General features: G+C 33.5%; 19 protein-coding genes. 3 read left to right on the plus strand and 16 right to left on the minus strand.

The genetic code is table 11. The features are described 5' to 3' along the window. Nucleotides 1-12: 12 nt before the first annotated feature. The 6 genes from H8718_RS14460 to H8718_RS14485 all read right to left on the minus strand — a co-directional run bounded on the left by H8718_RS14460 (nucleotide 13) and on the right by H8718_RS14485 (nucleotide 4,885). Nucleotides 13-816, minus strand: coding sequence for an HAD family hydrolase (locus tag H8718_RS14460; RefSeq protein ID WP_249333430.1), 804 nt, complete (start codon nucleotides 814-816; stop codon nucleotides 13-15). A 24-nt stretch (nucleotides 817-840) separates the two neighbouring features. Beyond that, the gene (locus H8718_RS14465) at nucleotides 841-1,554 is read right to left on the minus strand and encodes a GntR family transcriptional regulator (protein WP_249333431.1); all 714 of its coding nucleotides are present in this window, start codon (nucleotides 1,552-1,554) and stop codon (nucleotides 841-843) included. 315 nt (nucleotides 1,555-1,869) lie between these two features. After that, entirely contained in the window at nucleotides 1,870-3,075 is a 1,206-nt protein-coding gene (locus H8718_RS14470; RefSeq protein ID WP_249333432.1) for an MFS transporter, read from the minus strand. A 49-nt stretch (nucleotides 3,076-3,124) separates the two neighbouring features. Then, on the minus strand, nucleotides 3,125-3,958 hold the full coding sequence (locus H8718_RS14475) for a MurR/RpiR family transcriptional regulator (protein WP_249333433.1): 834 nt from the start codon (nucleotides 3,956-3,958) through the stop codon (nucleotides 3,125-3,127). 41 nt (nucleotides 3,959-3,999) lie between these two features. Further along, nucleotides 4,000-4,569, minus strand: a complete 570-nt coding sequence (locus H8718_RS14480) for a hypothetical protein (RefSeq protein ID WP_249333434.1) — start codon at nucleotides 4,567-4,569, stop codon at nucleotides 4,000-4,002. Beyond that, a complete protein-coding gene (locus tag H8718_RS14485) occupies nucleotides 4,490-4,885 on the minus strand; it encodes a metallophosphoesterase family protein (protein WP_249333435.1) in 396 nt (131 codons plus the stop codon). Before H8718_RS14485 ends, H8718_RS14480 begins: the two co-directional genes overlap by 80 nt. A 283-nt stretch (nucleotides 4,886-5,168) precedes the next feature. Between H8718_RS14485 and H8718_RS14490 the strand changes: the two genes are divergently transcribed. Further along, nucleotides 5,169-6,275, plus strand: coding sequence for a helix-turn-helix transcriptional regulator (locus H8718_RS14490; protein WP_249333436.1), 1,107 nt, complete (start codon nucleotides 5,169-5,171; stop codon nucleotides 6,273-6,275). A gap of 13 nt (nucleotides 6,276-6,288) precedes the next feature. Here the strand turns inward: H8718_RS14490 and H8718_RS14495 are convergent, their stop codons facing one another. The 8 genes from H8718_RS14495 to H8718_RS14530 form a co-directional block, all read right to left on the minus strand. Beyond that, the gene (locus H8718_RS14495) at nucleotides 6,289-6,477 is read right to left on the minus strand and encodes a hypothetical protein (RefSeq protein WP_249333437.1); all 189 of its coding nucleotides are present in this window, start codon (nucleotides 6,475-6,477) and stop codon (nucleotides 6,289-6,291) included. 84 nt (nucleotides 6,478-6,561) lie between these two features. Next, entirely contained in the window at nucleotides 6,562-7,068 is a 507-nt protein-coding gene (locus H8718_RS14500) for a peptidylprolyl isomerase (protein WP_334299089.1), read from the minus strand. A 338-nt stretch (nucleotides 7,069-7,406) separates the two neighbouring features. Then, nucleotides 7,407-7,781 (minus strand): YbaN family protein, encoded by a 375-nt coding sequence (locus H8718_RS14505; RefSeq protein WP_249333439.1) that lies wholly within the window; start codon nucleotides 7,779-7,781, stop codon nucleotides 7,407-7,409. Nucleotides 7,782-7,800: 19 nt separating this feature from the next. Then, nucleotides 7,801-9,474: an amino acid ABC transporter ATP-binding/permease protein gene (locus H8718_RS14510; protein ID WP_249333440.1), complete on the minus strand. Its 1,674-nt coding sequence runs from the start codon at nucleotides 9,472-9,474 to the stop codon at nucleotides 7,801-7,803. A 1-nt stretch (nucleotide 9,475) separates the two neighbouring features. After that, nucleotides 9,476-11,203: an ABC transporter ATP-binding protein/permease gene (locus tag H8718_RS14515; RefSeq protein ID WP_249333441.1), complete on the minus strand. Its 1,728-nt coding sequence runs from the start codon at nucleotides 11,201-11,203 to the stop codon at nucleotides 9,476-9,478. Between the two features lie 168 nt (nucleotides 11,204-11,371). After that, nucleotides 11,372-12,238 carry a DegV family protein gene (locus tag H8718_RS14520; RefSeq protein ID WP_249333442.1) on the minus strand — a complete coding sequence of 289 codons (867 nt, stop codon included), beginning with the start codon at nucleotides 12,236-12,238 and terminating at the stop codon, nucleotides 11,372-11,374. Between the two features lie 167 nt (nucleotides 12,239-12,405). Continuing rightward, nucleotides 12,406-13,479 (minus strand): C45 family autoproteolytic acyltransferase/hydolase, encoded by a 1,074-nt coding sequence (locus tag H8718_RS14525; protein WP_249333443.1) that lies wholly within the window; start codon nucleotides 13,477-13,479, stop codon nucleotides 12,406-12,408. An 888-nt stretch (nucleotides 13,480-14,367) separates the two neighbouring features. Then, nucleotides 14,368-14,610, minus strand: a complete 243-nt coding sequence (locus tag H8718_RS14530; protein ID WP_249333444.1) for a hypothetical protein — start codon at nucleotides 14,608-14,610, stop codon at nucleotides 14,368-14,370. Between the two features lie 171 nt (nucleotides 14,611-14,781). On the opposite strand from H8718_RS14530, the gene gltS reads away from it, so the two are divergent. Together gltS and H8718_RS14540 are read left to right on the plus strand one after the other, a co-directional pair. Next, complete coding sequence (gene gltS / locus H8718_RS14535) at nucleotides 14,782-15,990, plus strand: sodium/glutamate symporter (protein ID WP_249333445.1); 1,209 nt, start codon at nucleotides 14,782-14,784, stop codon at nucleotides 15,988-15,990. Between the two features lie 127 nt (nucleotides 15,991-16,117). After that, nucleotides 16,118-17,818, plus strand: a complete 1,701-nt coding sequence (locus H8718_RS14540) for a carbohydrate-binding domain-containing protein (protein WP_249333446.1) — start codon at nucleotides 16,118-16,120, stop codon at nucleotides 17,816-17,818. Here the strand turns inward: H8718_RS14540 and H8718_RS14545 are convergent. Both H8718_RS14545 and H8718_RS14550 read right to left on the minus strand, forming a co-directional pair. After that, the gene (locus H8718_RS14545; RefSeq protein ID WP_249333447.1) at nucleotides 17,811-18,413 is read right to left on the minus strand and encodes a sugar O-acetyltransferase; all 603 of its coding nucleotides are present in this window, start codon (nucleotides 18,411-18,413) and stop codon (nucleotides 17,811-17,813) included. The genes H8718_RS14540 and H8718_RS14545 overlap by 8 nt on opposite strands. Before the next feature lie 97 nt (nucleotides 18,414-18,510). Next, the gene (locus H8718_RS14550) at nucleotides 18,511-21,477 is read right to left on the minus strand and encodes a YhgE/Pip family protein (RefSeq protein WP_249333448.1); all 2,967 of its coding nucleotides are present in this window, start codon (nucleotides 21,475-21,477) and stop codon (nucleotides 18,511-18,513) included. Between the last annotated feature and the right edge of the window lie 48 nt (nucleotides 21,478-21,525).

Genomic DNA, 21,525 nt, shown 5'->3' on the forward strand with positions numbered 1-21,525 from the left:
TCTAGACTCTCCTTAAATCGCTGTCTCATAAAATTTATTCACGGCTTCTAAAACACCCGCAGCATTTTTATTCTCACAAACATAATCTGCATGTTGCTTAAGTTCATCTTTAGCATTTGCAACAGCTACACCTTGTCCAACCTGTTTAATCATTTCAATATCGTTTTGAGCATCCCCAACAGCCATTACATTTGCGAGCTCTATTTGAAGTACTTTGGCTATATTAATAATACCCATAGCCTTATTAGAATCTTTTGCCATAATATCTGCTGACCTTGCATCATATTGTACGATATTTAAATGATCTTTATACGGTTCTAAATGTTTTAATACTTCATCAATTCGACCTGGCTTCTCAGGGTCAATTAATAATAACTTTTGTATTTTTAAATCTTCCCATTCATGCTCTAATGGAATATGAAAACGATTGTATCTTCCAAACTTTTCAATTTGTCTCTGTATGTAGGCATTATGTCTATAAGCTGTATCTGTAAGTCCATCACTTGTTACGACTACCATATCCATACGATCTGCACATAACATAGCTTCTTTTACCATAAATGGATCCACTAAGTTACTCCAAATTAATTTGCCATTTTGAACACCTCCAGCACCGTTATTAACAACAACTGGCAACTGAATATTAAAATGTTCTATAAAAGCTTTTAACTCGCTATAGCATCTTCCTGATGCAATTGTAAAAGGAATCTTTTCAGCCTTCACTTTTTCACTAAGCTCATTAAATGCCTGAGATATTTCTTCTGTCTGATCAATTAATGTCCCATCTACATCACTAATGATTAACTGAGTATCCATTGTCCTCTCCTCTATGTATGCTGTCTACGCAAATGTCCTAATCTTTAATCCTTTAATGTCTGAGCACTCATAATCCTCACAATATTCCATTACTCTGCCTTGTTGGCTATAGGTTGTTCGTCTAATAAAGAGTACAGGTTCATCACTGCAAATGCCAAGTTCTGGTGCTATATCTTCTGGACAAATGACTGCACGCACTTCCTCATCAGAGTATTGTGGTACTAAGCCAGCTTTTTCTTTTAGTAATTTAAATAAGAATGATGAACTCATATCCTCTTTACTAAAATCAATATTTTGAATCAGCTCTTTATTGAGGTAACTAATCTGATAGTTCTCTGCAATACCATTGACCATACGGACCCTCTTAAGGCATACTACTGTTGCATCTAGCTCTATACCTAACTGCCTTGCAAGACGCTTATTAGCCTTACACTCAAAAAGTGCAATAATTTTTGAACTTAGCTTTTGTGTTTTAACACGTTCTGATTCACTAAATGAAAGCTTTCTTCCACTTCTTGTCTTACTTGTAGTTTGTTCACTTACAAATGTGCCTTTACCCTTTACAGTAAAAAGTACTTTTTTCTCCACTAGCTCATCAATAGCTTTACGTACAGTTGCACGGCTTACATTAAATTTCTTAGCATAAATTTCTTGTCCTTTAATCATTTCTCCAGGTTCATATATGCCCGTTAAGATATCTTCAACAATATCTTCACGTATTAATTTATATACTGCCATGTGATCCCCCTTTCTTATCAAAACTTCTACATGGCATGCCAAGTTCATCTAAAATATATAGAGCTTTCTTATATCAAGCTCTTATTTAACACCACCTGGCATGCCATATAAATTCAAAAAAATTTTTTTACTATCTATTATATTTTACCTTCTCGAGTATATCATTAGTAAATAGGGAGTGTCAAGTTAACACTTCTACTTATTAAAACGCTAAGTTTAATCTATTAAAATCTCCCTACATGAAGTCGTTTATGACCCTCTTCTTTTCTGCAAGGAGATTTTTTATCCTGACTTATTAAATTTCTCTATTACCCTTTATCTTTCTACTCTTTCATTAGATATCATTTCTTCATTATTTATAGAAAGTATCATACACACTATAGAAATAACAGATATAACAATCCAAAATAAGATAATGGATTGGTATCCTAAATATTTTATGACTATCCCAAATAATATTGATCCTACAGCTGCTCCCATATACGCAATAAAATCCATTATTCCTGATACTGAAGCTACATTATTACTTTCAACAAATCGTAATGGAAAAATAGTTAAAAAAGCTGCATTAATAACTGATACAGCTAATGCTATACAGGCAAGTAATAACGCTGCAAGCCAAATAGGTATTTGATAAGCTACTAATGGCACCAATGAACCAATACATACTATAAAAGCCATAGTAACTACCACTTTTTCATTCTCTCTACATCTATGATACATCCATGGAAAAATTAGGCGTCCTACCAATGTAGCAAGCGGTATTAAAAATACATATATTACTACTTGTTTCACATCTATCCCATACATCATCATAAATAAAATAGGAATCCATAAATTAAGGTTATCTTTTATAATACCATGAGCCATATTGGGTATCAGTATTGCTCTTATTTTTTTATCTAAGAAAATTTTAAAAAATGAAATGTGTTCTCTTTTTATAATTTTACTTTGATTAACATAAGGTATAAATATCAAACTAGCAATGCCAATAATAAGCATAACAATACCTGCTACCCAAAATACTGCTTCAAATCCATTTTCTAGAACTATAGAAGATATAAGAATAGCTAACACACTTCCTACACCTATGGATGTAGATAGAATCATTGCCGCTCTAGAACGCTCTTTCTCTTTAATATATGTATAGGCTAGAATTTTTAAAAGTGGTCCCCAAATCATAGACTGAGCATAGCCATTAATGCTCCATAATAAGAAAATCATAGGTACTGATGGCCCAAACCCAATTAAAATATTACATAATGCTGCAACTATGATTCCTATGGAAAACATCCTCTTTGGGTTTACTCTATCTCCTAGATAGCCATTAATAATTTGTCCAAATGCATATGTAAAAAAGAAACAACTACCTAATGTACCCATTTGAACGGCATTAATAAGTTCCTCCTGTTCCATAATAGGTGCTGCAATAGAAAGATTGAGTCTGCCTAGGTAAATGCTAGCATAGGCCATCCAGCACATCCCTAATATAAATCCTCTTTTAATATTTATGCAATTCACCATCATCCCCCTTTAATTCACTCTCTATTATTTATTCGTTCTCATTGGCTTAAAAAGCGTATGCATCATATCCAATACATTCTGATGTGCGTTCCTTAGATTTTAAAGATAATGCTACACAGATAGCATCCAGAATTGCAATATGTGCTAAACGAGAGGAAATAGCTTCAATGGGATATCTAATCTCATCTGAATAGGCAATAAGACAAATATCTGCTTCATTACAAATAGGACTTCCTGCATTACTTGTAATAGCGATGGTTTTTGCCCCCTTCTCCCTAGCAATCTTAAGCGTTTCCACTGTATCTATAGTTTTTCCGCAATGAGATATCCCTATAGCAACATCTAATTCACTTAATCTAGAAGCGGAAATCCTCATAATGTGAGAATCAACAGAATAAAAAGTGTTATATCCAATTCTCATAAAACGGTAGTAGGCATCCATAGCAATAGGCGCTGAGGTCCCCACTCCATAGAATTGAATAGATTGTGCCTCTTTTAATATACTTACCACCTTTTCAATATCAACCTTATTAATCATGGCTAAGGTATCCTGTAAGGTTTGAATGCTCGAATCAAACACTTTCTCAAACACCTTAGTATCAGTGTCTTGTTCATTAATTACAGGTGTTAATATATTCACTTGCGTAGGGTTATTTCTGACAAAATCTATTTTAAATTCCGAAAACTCTGAATAACCTAGGTTTTTACATAGTCTTACAATAGTTGATGCGGCTACATCTACTTTCTTTGCTAGGTCTGATACAGTCATAGAAAATACCCTCTCACTATTTTCTAGAATATAATCTATAACTAGCTTTTCTTTTTTAGACAAAGTATGGTATGCATTTTTTATTAAAGCTAAGTTTATTTTTTCATTCATTTATATTTTCCTTTAGCACTTTATTTAGATCTTCATGATTTTTAAATCGTTAGCTCTAGATCAGAAATAATAGGCGTAATAGGTGTCCCTCCCACTGTCCCACTATGACCACGTTCTTCTAGACTAGAACCTATAAAGGATGTCTTCATCCCTTTTACTTCTAATCTTCTCTTTTTACCATCTAGTGTAATAATAGCACAAAGCGGTTCCTTATAAGGAATAACATACTTTAAATAAGGATGTAATTTATGTACTTCTTCATCATAATCTTCATTAGGTTCAAGCCGTCCATATTCGCTCCCAACCCATTCATTAGATGCACTATTAATATCAATATGATGAATGCCATCCCAACACTGATAACTGTCTGTATGATTGTGTCCATTAATAGCCAGGCATACCTTTTTCCATCCTGCTTCCTCATTCATTCTTAGCAGGAGCTCATGGAGTTGTTTATAATTCCCACAGCCTCCACTTGTATTAGGATAGTTAAGCCTTACATGGCTTAATAAAACACACATTTTATCACTTCTACGGATAGCTGCTTCTAGCCTGCTCCTTAGAAATATATTCTCTATCATATGGATAATAATTCCCAAACGCATAATCATAGTCCCTCTCTCCATACCTATAATAATTAGTATCGAGAGCAATAAAGTGAAACTGATTATGATCAAAGGTATAATAGGTACTTTCTAAGTTATAGAATTTCTTAAATGTTTCCTTATCATTAGAATCAAAATCATGATTTCCCGCTATAAGATAATGAGGTATTTCTAAGTTATTCCACATATCCCTAATCCAGTTATTCTCCTCACATGCCCATGCAAAATCTCCTAAATTAACAATAAAATCTACTTCATTTTGATCAGCTATCCTAATAATCTTTTCTAACCTTTTTTTGACAATCAGGCATAATATTACCATGATGTAAATCTGAGAAAACTAAAAATTTAGTTTGATGACTCATAATATCCCCTCAATATTTATTTTTTTAAATTTATATTTATATTGATAGAATAAAATAATTTTGTAAATATTTTTCTATGATATAAAATTTTTTTCGAAAAAGTTCTTTTTCTCTTATCTAACGCTCTCTCAACTTCTAGTTGTTATCTTTACGCTTATGGCGCTATTGTTATTTCACCTATTTATTTTTATACTTATATGTAGAAATAGTACTATTTACTTTATAAATACGAGGTGCCTAATGCAACTTAAAATTGGTGAAGTTTTTAAACAATTACGTATTGCTCATTCTATTACACAAGAAAAACTAGCAGACTATCTTAATGTATCTGCACAATCTATCAGTAAATGGGAGAATGGATTAAGCTACCCAGATATTACTCTTATTCCAACTATTGCTCTCTTTTTTAACGTCTCTACAGATGAGCTATTCTCTTTAAGTACCTATACACATACTCAGAAATTTACCGATTATAAAATGCAATATGATGCCTTAAAAAGAAAGGGTTCTATAAGAGAATGCATTGCTTTATGCAGAGAAATGTTTGTAGAATATCCGAGAAATTATATTGTTCTATCTGACCTAGCTGATTCACTCATCTCCTGTTATGAAGGATTAGATGCAAATCATCAGCTTGCTGTAGATAACCATTATCTAGACGAAGCTGTTAAACTTAATGAACTTATCCTATCTGACTGTAATGATTTAAACCTAAAACTTCATGCAACACTTATGCTTTGTAAGTATTATCCACTTGTTAATCAAAAGGATAAAGCCCTCACATTAATAGAACAATTTTCTTCTCTCGATTCTTGTAAAGAACGCTTACTTGAAGAGGTATTAGAAGGAGAGGCGTGCATTAAGCAACAACAAACTAATTTATTAAAACTGACTGACCTTATAGCTCAAACACTCATTCACCTTAGTTTTACTAAAGGAAAGAATATTCCCCATTTAAGTATGGATGAAAAAATAGACTTTGTACTTAGTGCTAATAAGTTATATCAACTTATCATTCCTGATGAAAACTATCTCTATTTTCATAGTAGTCTTGCTAGAAACCACCGCAGGCTTGCAGACCTTTATTTAGCTAAGCACGACCCAGAAAGCTGTTTACTCCATTTAAACCAAGCCTTCTACCATGCTAAATGTTATGATGAGCTTCCTTCTTCCTCTCATTATACCTCTCCTTTTATCAGTTTTTGTGAATTTGATAAAAATACGTATCCTAATAATGAAGAAGTAAATGAATGTGAACGCCTACGCTATATGATGACAGCACAAGGTGTATTTGATACTCTTAACAAAGAGCCACGTTTTATTAAACTTGTAGAGAAACTTACTTAAGCTCTATTAAAGCTTATCCATAAACATACAGATACTGCTCATACCACTCCTCGCATAACTCTTCACTTAAATAATCCGCTGCTACATAAAAAATTTCCTCTATATCATCACGCTCTGCTATCACCTTAGTCTTTCCAAAAATTTGTGCATCTTCTTCTATAGAGAAATGCCAACCTCGCCATTCTAATTCTGTTAAATACATGTTGTAGTCTCCTTTATATTTATTCATTACTCAATAACTTAAGACGGTAGACCAATTGGTCTACCGTCTATTATACACTCTATTTTATTGTCCCATCTTTACAACTTCTGGAACTGTTTCTCCATTTGTATCTACTGTAACACTTTCTATCACAACATCTTCTAAAGGCTTATCCATAGAGTTCGTTGCTACTTTTTCAATTGCTTCTATAATCTCAATACCTGAAGTTACTTCTCCAAAAGCTGCATACTGATCATCTAAGTGTGGGCTATCTGCTGACATAATAAAGAACTGGCTGCCTGCAGAGTCTGGAGATTGACTTCTCGCCATAGAGATTACTCCCTTAGTGTGTTTTAAATCATTTTCTGTATAGCCATTAGATACAAATTCACCTGGGATGCTATAGCCTGGTCCACCTGTCCCAACCCCTTCTGGGTCTCCACCTTGAATCATAAAGCCTTCAATAATACGGTGGAAAATAAGTCCATCATAAAAGCCACTGTTGGCTAATGTAACAAAGTTATTCACTGTATTAGGCGCTTTTTCTGGATAAAGCTCCAAGGTTACTGTGCCATAATCTTTAATGTTCATGGTTACAATAGGATGATTTTGAAGCGCTTGTACTTCCACATTTGCTGCTCCATTACTACTTGGGCTTGCACATCCCGCCAGTAATATACTCATGCATACTATCATCATAACTAGCAGATTCTTCTTTTGTTTCATAACTTTTCCTCTCATTTCTCTTTTATATTCGTTATTATATCTCTCATCCATTTTATTAACCCTTTTATAGTTATTATAACCATGTATCTTTATATTTCAAACTTATGTTTAGTAAAGTAGTGTTTTTTTCTTATAGATACCTAAGTTTTCATATAAAAAATCCTTGTATAGTCTATTGATATACTATACAAGGATTTTCTTAATTACTCTTTAATTGTTCTAATTCTAAACATAAAGTAGTAAAGCTTAAGTATCATAATCGTTACGAGTGTCATTCGCATCATTAGATTATCTACTAATATACAAGGTATTAGTATAAGTGATTCAGAAAAAGCTAATATTATGATTTTTTGCTTCATAGTCATGGCTTTTTCTTCTATAAAATCTTGTAAATGCTTTTTGTAAATCTTAGTGCCTTTAAACCACTCATTAATACGCTCTGAGCTTCTTAGAAAACAGAAAGACGTAAGTAATAAAAAAGGTGTAGTAGGCAATATGGGAAGTATAACACCTATTACGCCTAATATTAGACTTATAAATCCAATTGTAGTATATGCAATCTTCTTGATTCCTTTCATAGGTTACCTCCCATATTCTCTATGCCTCTAATATAATTTTTCTATCTTGAATCTTATATGTCTTTTCACAAATCGCTGTTGTAGATTTTCTATGTGAGATTAAAACTATAGTTTGATCCTTACTATTTTCTTTAATAGCTTTAAGAATTTCACCTTCATTTAAAGTATCCAGATTACTTGTTGGCTCATCTAAAATTAAGACTTCACTCTCTCTTAGGAATGCTCTTGCAAGTCCAATACGTTGTTTTTCACCTGAAGATACATTGCCCCCTAACTCTCCTACTCTTGTGTCGTAGCCCCTAGGAAGCGTCTCAATAAAATCATGGATCGAAGCCTTCTTAGCAGCAGCTATAACTTCTTCTCTCGTTGCATTAGCTTTTGCAAGTTTAATATTTTGTTCAATCGTTTCATCAAACAAATAAGTTTCTTGACTTACTAAAGTCTGAGTTTTTCTCAAACTCTTAGTCGGAATTTCTTTAATATTTCTATCTTCAATATGGATATGACCACTTGTAACATCAAAAAAGCGCATAAGTAATTTAACGAAGGTACTTTTTCCAATACCACTCTCACCAATTAAAGCAATTTTATCGCCCTTTTTAATAGTCATCGAAACATCTTCTAATAGAACACCACTTCTATTAGGATATTCAAAGTTTACTTGATTGTAGCTAATCTCATTACTTGTAATTTGCTGATTACCTGGTACCTCATGAACTTCTGGTACTTCATCTAGTAAGTCAAAAAGCCTTTCTGCACAGGCAAAAGTCTGAAGTAGCGTATTAGATAGATTACTTAAAGCTACTACCGGTCCAAAAGATGCTGCCAAAATAACAATAGCAATTAGGTACTGTGCAAAGTTTACAGCCCCACTTTCGTATAACCCACTTCCTACAAATACAGTAGTTAAAATAGCGAGCATAACCATTAAATCTGAAAGCGCTCTTACAAGCCCCTCATGCCCTTTAATCTTTGCTTGACTCTTATTTAACTCTTCAGAACTGTGGTTAACAGCCTTTAAACGTGCCTCACTATTATTAAATAATAAAATTTCTTTTAGTCCTCTTAAAGAGTCAAGTATGTAACTGTTAGTCTTAGCAAAAGTCTGCCTATAACTTACACCTGCTGCTTTTCCATAGATTGAAGAAGCATAAGGAATAATAAGCCCTACAGCAATAAAGAATAAACCACCGATTAAACCGAAAGATGGATGTATTCTAAAAAGAATATAGGTGATAATACTGTTCGTAATAATAGCAATGCAGATTGGTGCTATAGTATGAGCATAGAAAACTTCTAAAAGCTCAATATCTGATGTTACCATTGAAATAAGATTTCCTTTTTCTTTACCCTCTAACTTAGCAGGTGCCAGTTTTCTAAGAGCAGTAAAAATCTTATCTCTTAATATAGCTAATATTTTAAAGGCAATATAGTGACCTGATAACTGCTCCATATATCTTAAAAGCCCTCTTAATACAGCACATACCCCCATTACAATAAGAGCCCCTTTAAAACTTATAAAAGTAATTTCTCCTATAAAAGCTCCTATAGCAACTGCACCAAAAACAGTAATAGCTATAGCGGCTAAGAAACCTAGTACACCCATACTAATGGTAATCATCATAACAGGTGTTAAAGTACTTAGTTCAAGGATTAACCTTCTCATAATGCTTAAACCTGATAGGCGTTTCATACTAAATCACCTCCCTAATTGTTTCTAATTCATTTTGTTTCTCTACCATGCTATAATAAACTTGTTTTGCTCTATAAAGCTCATCGTGTGTTCCTTGTTCTACTACTTGTCCTTCTTTCATTACATAAATCTTCTTAGCCTCTCTTACATTAGCTAAACGGTGTGAAATAACAATAATAGTCTTTTCTTTAGCAAGTTCATAGATAACTTCCCAAATCGCTTCTTCACTTTCTACATCAATATTAGAAGTCGCTTCATCAAAGATCATAACTTCTCTATCAGCTAATATAGCCCTTGCTAAAGCTAATCTTTGTTTTTGCCCTCCTGATAGAAGTCCTCCACCTTCACCAACTAGTGTATCAATGCCTTGCGCTAGTCCTTCCACAAATTTCATCAGTTTTGTACGCTCTAAGGCATTTTTAACATCTAAGTCTGTAGCTTTCGGATTACCCATAAGTAGATTATCTTTTATGGATCCATTGAAAATATAGCTATTTGTTGAAACTAAATTCATTTGTTCATAAAGTGATGCATAGCTTATATCAGACAGCTTGCTCTCTCCCCAATAAATACAACCTTTTTGCACATCATAACTTCTTAGTAGCAAAGAAGCTACAGTACTTTTACCACTGCCACTCTCTCCTACGATAGCTGTAAGTCCTCCCGGTGTAATTTCCATATTGACTTGTTTTAAAATCTGTCTTCCTTTTTCATAGCTAAAATCTACATTTTCTAATACAATAGGATTTTCTTTTAACCTAGTCTCTTTTTTACCATCTATACGCTCTTCACTGTCTAATACCTTAAAAATTCTATCTGATGCTGTCATACCATTCATAGCAATATGGAAGTAAGAACCTAATAAACGCATTGGGATGAAAAATTCTGCTGAAAGTAAAATAATTACAAGTAGGTCACCCACTAAAATCTCACCTCTTGAAAACTGCATAAGCGCAATGATCGTTCCTGCTGCTGCACCTCCAAAAGCTACTAAATCCATAATATTAATAGAGTTAAGCTGCATACTAAGGACTTTCATAGTCATAACCCTAAAGTTTTCAGCTTCTTCATTCATCTTCTGATGGTACTGTTCATCTTGATCAAAAACTTTAAGTATTGTAAGGCCTTGTAAGTTTTCTAAGAATGTCCCACCTAAGTTTGCATAGCTATTCCAGTATTTCTTTAAAATACGCTTAGCAAATTTCATAATCGCAATAATAGATACAGGTATAAGTGGTACACAAATAAGTAGTACTGTCGCTGCCTTCCATGAAATGGTCATAACCACTACAAACAGCGTAATAGGTGCAAGTAAAGCATAAATAAGCTGAGGTAAATACCTACCAAAATAAATCTCTAACTGCTCAACACCTTCTACCATTACCTGTACAAGTGAAGCTGTACTTTCTACTTGCCCATATCCTATTCCAAGCTTTAAAAGCTTTTTATATACACTCTCTCTTAACTTTGTTTTTGTGTGCTCTGAAGCAAGTGCTGAAAACTTTCCATATAATAAATTGCTTGTAAAACGTATTGCCAATAAACCTATTAAGTAAAGCATACTGGCTCCTTTTATAGGTGTTCTATGTAAAATACTATTAATAAAATCTCCTACAAACAGGATAATCATAATATTACATAATAGCGCTATCCAATTCATAAGCACTGTAAGGCCAATAAATTTTTTACTTTCCTCACATAGGCTTATAAGCCTTTTGTTAATCATCATACTATTGTCCCTCTTTCTTTTTTGATAATGAATATCACTAACATTAAATATAATATCTCATTTTTGTTTTGTCAAGCATCTCACATTGCGTTATGTATTACTTTTTCTACTTAACATGCAAAAAAGCACTCTCATTTTTAAAATGAGAGTGCTTTTTTGCTACTTCTACTATCTTTCTGTTCCTAAAAACATCACAGCCATAGCACCTGGCCCACCATGTGTGCCAATTACTGTACCAATATAATTTATAACAACGTCTTTAACTGCAACTTTTTCTAAAATCATTTCCTTTAAAATCTGTGCATTTTCTTCTACATCAGCATGACAAATAAAGATTGTTTGGTTCTCTAAATCTACACCTTTTTCTACTACCTGATTCGCTAGATATCTAAGAGCGTTTTTATTTCCCTTTAATTTAGCTCCTGGTATTACCTTCCCTTCACTATCAAACTTGATACTTGGCTTAATACCTAACATGCCACCAATCACTGCTGTTGCGGCAGATATACGGCCACCTCTTTTAAGGAAGTTCAAGTCATCTACCGTAATAGCATGAATGACTTTACTGCAATTTGCCTCTACCCAGTTTACAATCTCTTCTTTGCTACAACCTATCTTGATCATTTCACAAGCTTTTGTTACAAGTAAACCTTCCCCTAGAGATGCACTTTTTGAATCAATTACAGAAATATCTGCTTTAGGATACTTTTCTAATACATTCATACGTGCTGCAATGGCACTATTAAATGTTCCACTTAAAGCCGATGCAAGACCTATGTAAATAACAGCATATCCTTCTTGTACATGTTTCTCAAAAATTTCTTCAAAAGTATGAATGTTAACTTGTGAAGTACTTGTCTGTTCGCCTTGACGGAGTAATTCATAAAACTGTTTGTGTGGCATAGTTTGGCCGAAGTCATCTTGAATAAATTCTCCTTTTACATTCACTTCAAGGAAGGCTACATCAATACTATTATTTTGGATGTATTCTAATGGTAAATCACAAGCTGAATCTGTAATAAGTTTAATTTTCATACACGCTCTATCCTCCATGTTGTTTTTATACTTGTAATCTATTCTATCTGTTTTTATTTTGAAACCATTTAGTATATAAGTTTTTATATTATTTTTATTGATAGCTTTGTAAAAGAAACTATTACCTTTAAATAATGTAATAGCTTCTTTTTTATAGGCACTAGATTTTACTTTTCTAACTTATAGTTATAAATTCTTTCTCTATCTCTGCCTGTACAAATTTGCATTGTTAAATCATCTAAATTATAAACACAAGACCATTGTGTATCTGATTCAATTTCTTCGTTAAGACCTTCAATTACACGTATACCTTGTGATGGTACACTAAGTAAAAGCTCTAAGGCCTCATCCTCTGTCATGATGCCACCCGTTTCAGCTTGTTTAGCTTTAATGGCTTCATAACGATCTTGCCCACTTCCTTCATTCATATCATTATAAAGCACGAAGTTTGTTGCTGCTGTATAGCCCTCTTCTTTTGTTAAAACGTGCATTTCATTATCTATGTATTCTACAATAGCTGTATTCCCTTCGGCATCAGCAATTTGAAAATGGTAACCTGTATCTCCACTTGAGTTCATATCATATTTTTCAAGTAAAGCAATAGCTTCATCAACAGTTGCTGCTTTATCTAAAATCATACGGATTGCTGAAGTTGTTGTAATAGGTACTTTACCTGTTGATTGATGTACAATTCCTTTGTTAATCACAAGTACACCAATTGAAAGTCCTTTTTCATTCATACCATCTAAAGGCGCATAAGGTGCTGCTAAAGTAATAATACGATTTAAAAGGTTTTTAGTTGGCATGTTTTCCTGACTTAATCCTAAGTGATTTAAGTTAACCACAGATAGAGATTCATAACCATTTTTAGGCGCTGTACGCACAATTAAACCAATTGAAGGTACATAGTCAAAATTTCTTCCAAATAGATCATCGCCTTCTGGTGTTGTGGCTATAAAAGTACTGCATGCACCATCTGGGTTTACTTCAAAAGAAACACCCTTTAAGATCTTCTTCGTTACAAAGCTTACAAGTTCATCATCTGTAGCTGCACCTTGTTCTAAAAATTCATCAAGACCATAATCTGCATGATAGGTCATTTCATAAAAAGGTTGATCATTTAATTGTTTAAAAGTAAGCAACGTACGAATTTCTCCCGAAAATATAATTCCTAAGCCAAGTACTGCTACTAATAGAATAGAACCAATACTTATCCCTGTAATCTTTAATATTTTTTTCATTAGTCTATCTCCTGTATTATCCTGTATTTCTTACTTATTATAAACTAATTTATTTCGAATATCAAACTATTTTTTTATCAAAGTATTTTATAATCAAACTATTTAAGATTCAAAGTACCTTTAAACCCTTAGGATTCAAGTGTTACATTAACCTATCACTTTAACCAGTAAATCTTTATTTTTCTTGTATAAAGTATTAAATGCATTTCTTTAATTTCTAGCCCCCCTTTAAAAAATACGTCTATTTTTATTTTTATAAATTTAGGGATTACGCCAAAATTTAATTTTTCTATATTTTAATCTAGACTCTTAAATAATTTAGTCGCATAATAAAAATATCAAGTGCAAGCTTTAAAGTATTCCTAGGTAGCGATAAAGCTTACACCACTAAGAAAAAGTTTGAAAGCTAAGGTTCTCTCCCTACCCTATCTGACAAACTGCTTCTTGGGACTGACCTGCCTTAGGATGTGGCAACTAAATCAGGCTCAGGTTATTTCTCTACAATTCCATTGTTCTATCCATTATGTGCTATCTTCTATCAAAGCTTAACGCCCTAGTGCCTAAAGTAATCCCTTTATGCACTCTCCTCATTCAGAATCTTGCAGTGGTACGTCATAAATACCTCTTCCACCTATAGTCTCCTGCATGCAGAGCGTGTCATAAGGTAAATCTAACCGGCACCAATGCCTATGGCTAAGATTAATAAAAGCAAGTTGGATTGAATAACTGCTCTATAGGATTTATTGCCACAAACACAAAAAGCTAACTTAAGTCTGTCTATTAAAAGGGAGAGAGACGACTTAGGTTAGCTTTTTGTATTTTAAAACAAAATATCTTCTCTTATCAAAATATTATCGTTAGTTATAAAACTATCTCTTCATTAGATTACTAAGATCTATAAAATTTCTGATGATTATAATCTTTCATCTGCTCTGTATATTCACCTAACTGCTTTTGATATTTTAAATAGGTTTTTTCATTTATTTGCTTATTTTTATAACTTTGCTCAACTAGCGCAATAGCATCCTTTCTTGCCTGAATAGCTAAATCTTTATAATTATTTTCTAAATAGAGCTTTAAATCATTAATTTGAAGCTCTATTTGTTTTTTAATTTTATTCTTAAACAGCATACGTATCACCCTTTTATGAAAAAGTCTTTCTACTATTCATTGTATATTTTTAGCAATCTACTGTCTATTGCTATTACATTTTTATAATGATTTCTATGGTTCTGTATAGTCTACATCATATTTTACATACTAACACTATAGTACTTTACTAAAGAAAGGATGCCTTGGCCAATGACATTAAATTTAGATGTTTATAAAACTATGGCTTTAGTCTCTCTAGTGTTTTATATGGGTAAATATCTTAGAAATAAATTTAATATCTTAAATAAATACTGTATTCCACCCTCTGTTGTAGGGGGTTTTATAGTAGCACTCATTATGCTTATTTTTAATCTTACAGGCGCTTTTACCATCAATCTAGATACCTCGTTGCAAAATATATTTATGACTGCTTTTTTTACTAGCATCGGTTTTACTGCCAGTTTTAAAATATTAAAACAAGGTGGGGGTAAAGTCATTACTTTTCTAGGTCTTTCCATCTTACTCGTTATTTTGCAAAATGTAGTGGGTACCACCCTAGCTTCTCTCTTTCACCTTTCTCCCCTTTTAGGACTCTGCACTGCCTCTATTCCAATGGTAGGTGGACATGGAACAGCAGGCTCCTTTGGACCTATTCTTGAAGATATGGGAATCTCAGGTGCCACTAGTGTTTCTATAGCCTCTGCTACCTTTGGCCTTATTATGGGAAGTATTATTGGTGGTTTAGTTGCTAGAAATTTAATACTGCACCATCATTTAAAAACAGTTTGTGATGAAAACTCAGGTAGGATTCCCGATGAAGTAGGGGATTATAATGAAGAAAATCATAATATATTATCTTATAAAAAACTCATGGCAGGTGCCTGCTTTTTATTCATCGCCATGGGCATAGGCTCTATCGTCTCTGAATGGATTGAAACATTAGGCCTTGCTTTTCCTTCTTATATTGGTGCCATGATCGTAGCTGCTATTATAAGAAATATTTATGATTTCCTAGGAAAAGAAATTGTAGAAAAGGAAATAGAAACACTTGGTGGATTAAGCTTATCCTTTTTCTTAACCATGGCGCTTATAGGACTAAAACTTTGGGAGCTCTTTAGCCTAGCACTGCCACTTATAATTCTACTCCTAGCGCAGGTGCTCCTAGTAGGATTATTTGCTTACATCATTACTTATAGAGTCATGGGTAAAAACTATGAAGCTGCTGTATTTGCTTCTGCAATATGTGGCTTTGGTATGGGTGCTACACCCAATGCCATTGCCAATATGGATGAACTGACTAATCGATATGGCTTTGTTCCTACTCCTTACTTTGTAGTACCTATTGTCGGCTGTTTATTTATTGACTTTATTAACTCAGCTGTCATTACTGTGTTTATTAATTTTATTCAAGCTCTCTAGTAATAGAGAGTTTTTTACTTTATTCTTGTTCACCTAATCTTCACTTAATAAACACTCTACTTTCATTCTAGTCATGTATTCTTATTTCTATAGTTTTCAATATAAAGACAAAAATGGAGGTTTTAATATGAAGATGAAGAAATTTTTAAGTAGTGCCCTTTCCGCTTGCCTACTACTCTTTCCTGTTACACCTATTTTAGCTTTAGATCAGGTGAAAATTGTTTCATCAGCGGAAGTTCCTATTTCCTCTCGTGAAATTTCCATCTCTTTATCGGATGACAATATTTTAGTAGATGGGGTCGCTGTTTCTAATGATAGTAGCAATGCCGTCTATACGAGTCACGATATTATCTACTATGAAGATAAAGACTCTTACGAAAGTGGTAACCCTTATGGTGAAGGTAGTATTAGTGAGCGTCATAGCGCTGAAGAAGCTGCTAAGCATACAGTTGTTAATATCACACAACCAGGTACTTATCGCATATCTGGTGAGCTCTCTTATGGACAAATTTTTGTTAATGTCGGTAAGGAAGAAAAGGATAAAGTTACTTTAATTCTTGATAATGTAAATATTAATTGTGCAGTAGCACCTGCTATCTTCTTTTATAAAGTATACGAATGTAATACAGATGCTACTACAGAAACAGCCACCAACCAAGTAGATACCTCACAAGCTGGTGCACGTGTTATCCTTGCAGATGATTCTGTGAATGCTATAACAGGCTCACATGTGGCACGTATTTACAAAGATAACGATGAACAAAAGAAACTTCATAAATATGACGGTGCTTTTTATTCTCGTATGAGTATGGAAATAGATGGTGAATCCAAAGGAAATGGTATTCTTAATATTACTGCTGATAATGAAGGTTTAGACACCGAAATGCACCTTACTCTAAACGGTGGCGTTATCCATATTCAATCTGCTGACGATGGTATTAATGTTAATGAAGATGGTATTAGTGTCCTTACTATTAATGGTGGTTACCTAAGTATCTTTGCTGGGAATGGTAAAGAAGGTGATGGTATCGACTCTAATGGATGGATTGTGATCAATGATGGTACTGTTATTTCTCTTGCCAACCCAAATAGTATGGATGGTGGAATCGACTCTGATATGGGTACCTCTATTAATGGCGGTACAGTGATTGGTGCAGGCAGTATGTATGACCCACTTGAAAGTAATTCCGAACAACTTTTTATGTTTCTACAGTTTGCTGAGGAGACAGATGATTTAATCGTTGTAACAGATGAAAAAGATGTCCCAATTTTTGCTTATGATTTCCCTTATGACTATACTTATATTTCATTTAGTACACCTACTCTTACTGAAGGGACTTATCATGTATATAAAGGCGGGGATATCTCTGGTACTGAGCAAGATGGTTTGTATAGCACAATTACTTCTTATAGCAGTGGCATACAGCTTCACCATGGAGGTACCTCTCTAAATGGAGGTAAAGGCAACCGCCCAGATATGAATGCCCACAGTGAACGTCCTGCTTTCCCTAATAACAGTGAAATGCCACATCTTCCTGAAAAAGGTGAATTACCAACAATACCTGAAGATATGAAATTCCCTATGATGCCTGAAAATAGTGAACGCCCTGCTCCTCCTGAAGGTATGGAAAACTCAGGTCGTCCTAATAGCTTTGGCGGTAATATGCAAAGCTCAAGTGATACAGAAAGCTATGATTTTGTACTGACTTCATCAAGTCGTGGCTTTACAAATGTTTCCGGTAACATCCTATCTACTTCTAATAACGGAATAGGCTTTACAGATGTAGCAAGCAATAGCTGGTATACAGAAGCGATTAAAATTATTTAATATCTATCTTCATATCTTTATAATAATATATTTTATCTCTCTCATTAATTTCACGTAATACACGACAAGGATTTCCTACTGCAACAACATTAGCTGGTATATCTTTTGTGACTATACTTCCCGCACCAATAACAGTATTTTCACCAATGCTTACCCCAGGTAATACAACTGCTCCAGCTCCTATCCAAACATTATTCCCTATACGTACAGGAATATTATACTGTGCAACCTTTTTTCTAAGCTCTGGATCAATAGGATGCCCAGCAGTTGCAATCGTTACATTAGGCCCAATCATAACACTGTCACCAATAAAAATATCTGTATCATCTACTAAAGTCAAATTAAAATTAGCATAAACATTATTGCCAAAATGCGTATGTCTTCCCCAGTTAGTATGTAGAGGAGGTTCAATATAACAGTTCTCTCCTAATTCTGCCACAAGACTTTTTAAAATTTCTTGTCTCTTTTCCTTTTCTGATGGCCTAGTATGGTTGAAATCATATAAAATTTCTAAACATTGTTCTTGTTCTCTTACTAAATCTTCATCATCACAGAAATAGACTTTTTGGCTATGCATTCTTTCTTTTGTAGTCATAGTAATCTCCTTAGTATTAAAGTTTAACTATCTTACCTCATATTATTTTTATTCTATCTCTATGTCTAACTTTTTTCAATAGTTTATAATTTTCACTTTAATGTTCTATAACACCTGATTCACCTAATTTTTTAGAGAATTGATGAAGGAATGCATTAGCTTTTTTCTTTAATAAAACCCCAATAAAGATAAAGAAGATAAAGAATAAACCAAGTACTACTAAATCTTTAGCCAGTGTCTCATAGTAAACTCCAGCGATTGCCTCTCGCATAGCACTAATACCATACGTAAAAGGTAAGAGCTCATGGATTTTTTGGAAAAAGTCAGGTGTAACTTGTATAGGGAAAGTGCCACCTGAACCCGCAAGTTGCAATACTAATAAAACAACGCCTATAGCCTTACCTACATTGCCAAATAGTGATACTAAGGTGTAAACAATTGCAGTAAAAATTATGCTATAGCACACAGCTAAGCCTATAAACAATACAGGCTGTTTCACCTCTACACCTAATACTACAATATCTCCAACTGATGCAATAAATCCTTGTAATGCTGCAAGGGTTGCAAATAAAAGATATTTTCCAAGATACTCCTCTACGGGTGTATATTCAAAATCTGCATTTTTGGCTTTAGTCGTTAAGAGCGCACAAAGTAATAAGGCCCCTACCCATAAGCAAAGTGTTGTATAAAATGGTGTCATACTTGCACCATAATTTGCCATAGGATACAACTTATGTGTATTTAAAATAACTGGTGCAGCTAAGAAATTACTCTTTTCACTATTATCCATGGTCAGCTCATTGATTAATTCCTTAATATCCACATTTTCATTAATAAAATTAATTTTATCTATTACCTTATCTATATCTTCTTCTATTTGGGGTACATGGGCTTTCACTTCATTAATATCTTCTACTAATAATTCACTCTTTTCACCTAAACGTACACCAAATTCCCTTAAATAATTTAATTCGTTTTTAACATTACCAAGTAATCCGCTTATATCTCCTGTAAATACTGAAACTTTACTAAGCTCCTCTTTAATTTTAGTTATGAAGTCAGCATCTAATAAATCAATTGTCTGATCTAAAGAGGCCTGGATATTAAAGTTAAGCTGTGCTATATTTTGCAATGTTTCTTCAAGCACTCCCCTATCTTCTAGAACACTATTTAGCTTACCTAGTCGCTTTTCAAGCTCTGCTAAGTTTACTTTAATATCTTCTACCTTCGTTTCGACTTTATCTACCTTACTGTGAGAAGCTTTGATGACTTTATGTGCTACATCCTCCAGCTTGTCTTGTACTTTCTCTATATTATCAACAATTTCCTCAACCTTTTCTCTTCCGCCACTGGTTACACTCATGATAATATTTTTTAACCCATTAGCCCCACTGGCTACTTCTCTCATAAGCTGTTCAACAGTGGATAACTTATCTAAAATACCATTTACTTTCACGTCTATACGTGCTCTAATTGTTCCAACCACACTACTTAGCCCTCTACCTTGTACTTTTAATTGACCTAATTTTTCCTCTACAAGGCTTGAGTTATTAAAATCATCCTTCAGAGCTGTTAGACTATCTTCCATATCCTCTAATAGATATACAGCATCACTAAATACTTCTTTGTTATGACTCATATTCTCCTTAGCTTCACCTACTAAAGCTAAAATATCTTCTATTTCACTTAGAAAATTTGTATCTAACTCAGTATTACTATTCTCCTCTAATACTCGTAACTCTTCATCCGATGATATGATATACGATGCAGAAGGAGTCTTTTCTAAATCATGTAACGGTTTAATAGCTTCTATCTTCTCTAAAATATACTGAAGTTTAGCTAATTGACCGTCTATCCCTTCAGCCACTCCCTCAATAGTTTTTCGTAAGCTTTGAATTTGATCTGCTAATTTATAATGAATATGCTCTATCTTGCTTAAAACCTTTAAAGCACCTTCAGGTGTATCTAAATTTAATTTCAATTCTTCTAACGCATTTATGTAATCATTTAAAGTACTTATAAGCTCATGTTCTACATCACTAACCGTACTACTTATATCTTGATCTAATTCACCTAACTTATTTGTAATTCCCGTTAGACGCTCTTTTATCCCTTCTAGCTTTGCAATACCTTGATCAATATCATTGATAAGTACAGGCTTATTAAGCTCTATAGCTTCTTTAAGCTCAGTAGTAGAGCGTGCTATATCTGCAAAAATTGTTTGGATAAGTATCAGGTCTTCTTTTATTTCAGGAATTACTTCTTCTGGTTTAGTGCTTAGTTCATCTAAAGTTTGAGTAATATCATCATTAAAGCCTATAAGCTGGCTTATTATTTTTTCTAATTGAATTATATTTTGATCTTGCCTATCAACAAATACTTTACCATCCCTTGCTTTTTCTGTAAGATACTCTAACCCCACCTCTAAAGTTGGGAACTTATCCTGCAGGCCTATTATCATATTTTCTAATTTTTCAATAGTAGGATATTGTTTATCGACCTCAACGCCCACAGAGTGCATAACTTCAATCACTTTATCTGCTACTGTTTCAATAAAAGAACTTGTAATTTGACTTTGTATCGTTGCTGCACCTTTATCTGTAATCTTTGGTGCAATAGCATTAATCTTTTCATTGACATAGTATTCAAGTTGCGGCTTAACAGGTTCTTTATCTATAAGGGTTAATATCTTTTTAGAAAAGTCCTCAGGAATAATAATAGTTGCATAAACATTTCCTTTGTTCAATTCTGCAAGTGCCTCTTCTCGATTCTCAAAAAAAGTCCAACCTAAACTTTCATTTTCCTTGAGAGAGCTTACAACCTCTGTTCCAATATTGACTTCACTCCCTTTAATACTGCTACCTTTATCTTCATTCACAACACTTATCTTAATACCTTTAGTATTTCCATAAGGATCCCAAGAAGCATAAATGTTAACCCATGCATAAAGAGATGGTAATAAGATTAAGCCTCCTAATACAACTAGACTAACCCAGTTCCTACATATTTTTGAAAGATCTACTTTATAAATCTTTAAACTATTTTTCAGTAATTTTATTAGCACGATTTTACTCCTTCCTATGTATCCATAGAATTTTCAATCTAATATTAC

Source organism: Zhenhengia yiwuensis, assembly GCF_014384995.1.
GTDB lineage: Bacteria > Bacillota > Clostridia > Lachnospirales > Cellulosilyticaceae > Zhenhengia > Zhenhengia yiwuensis.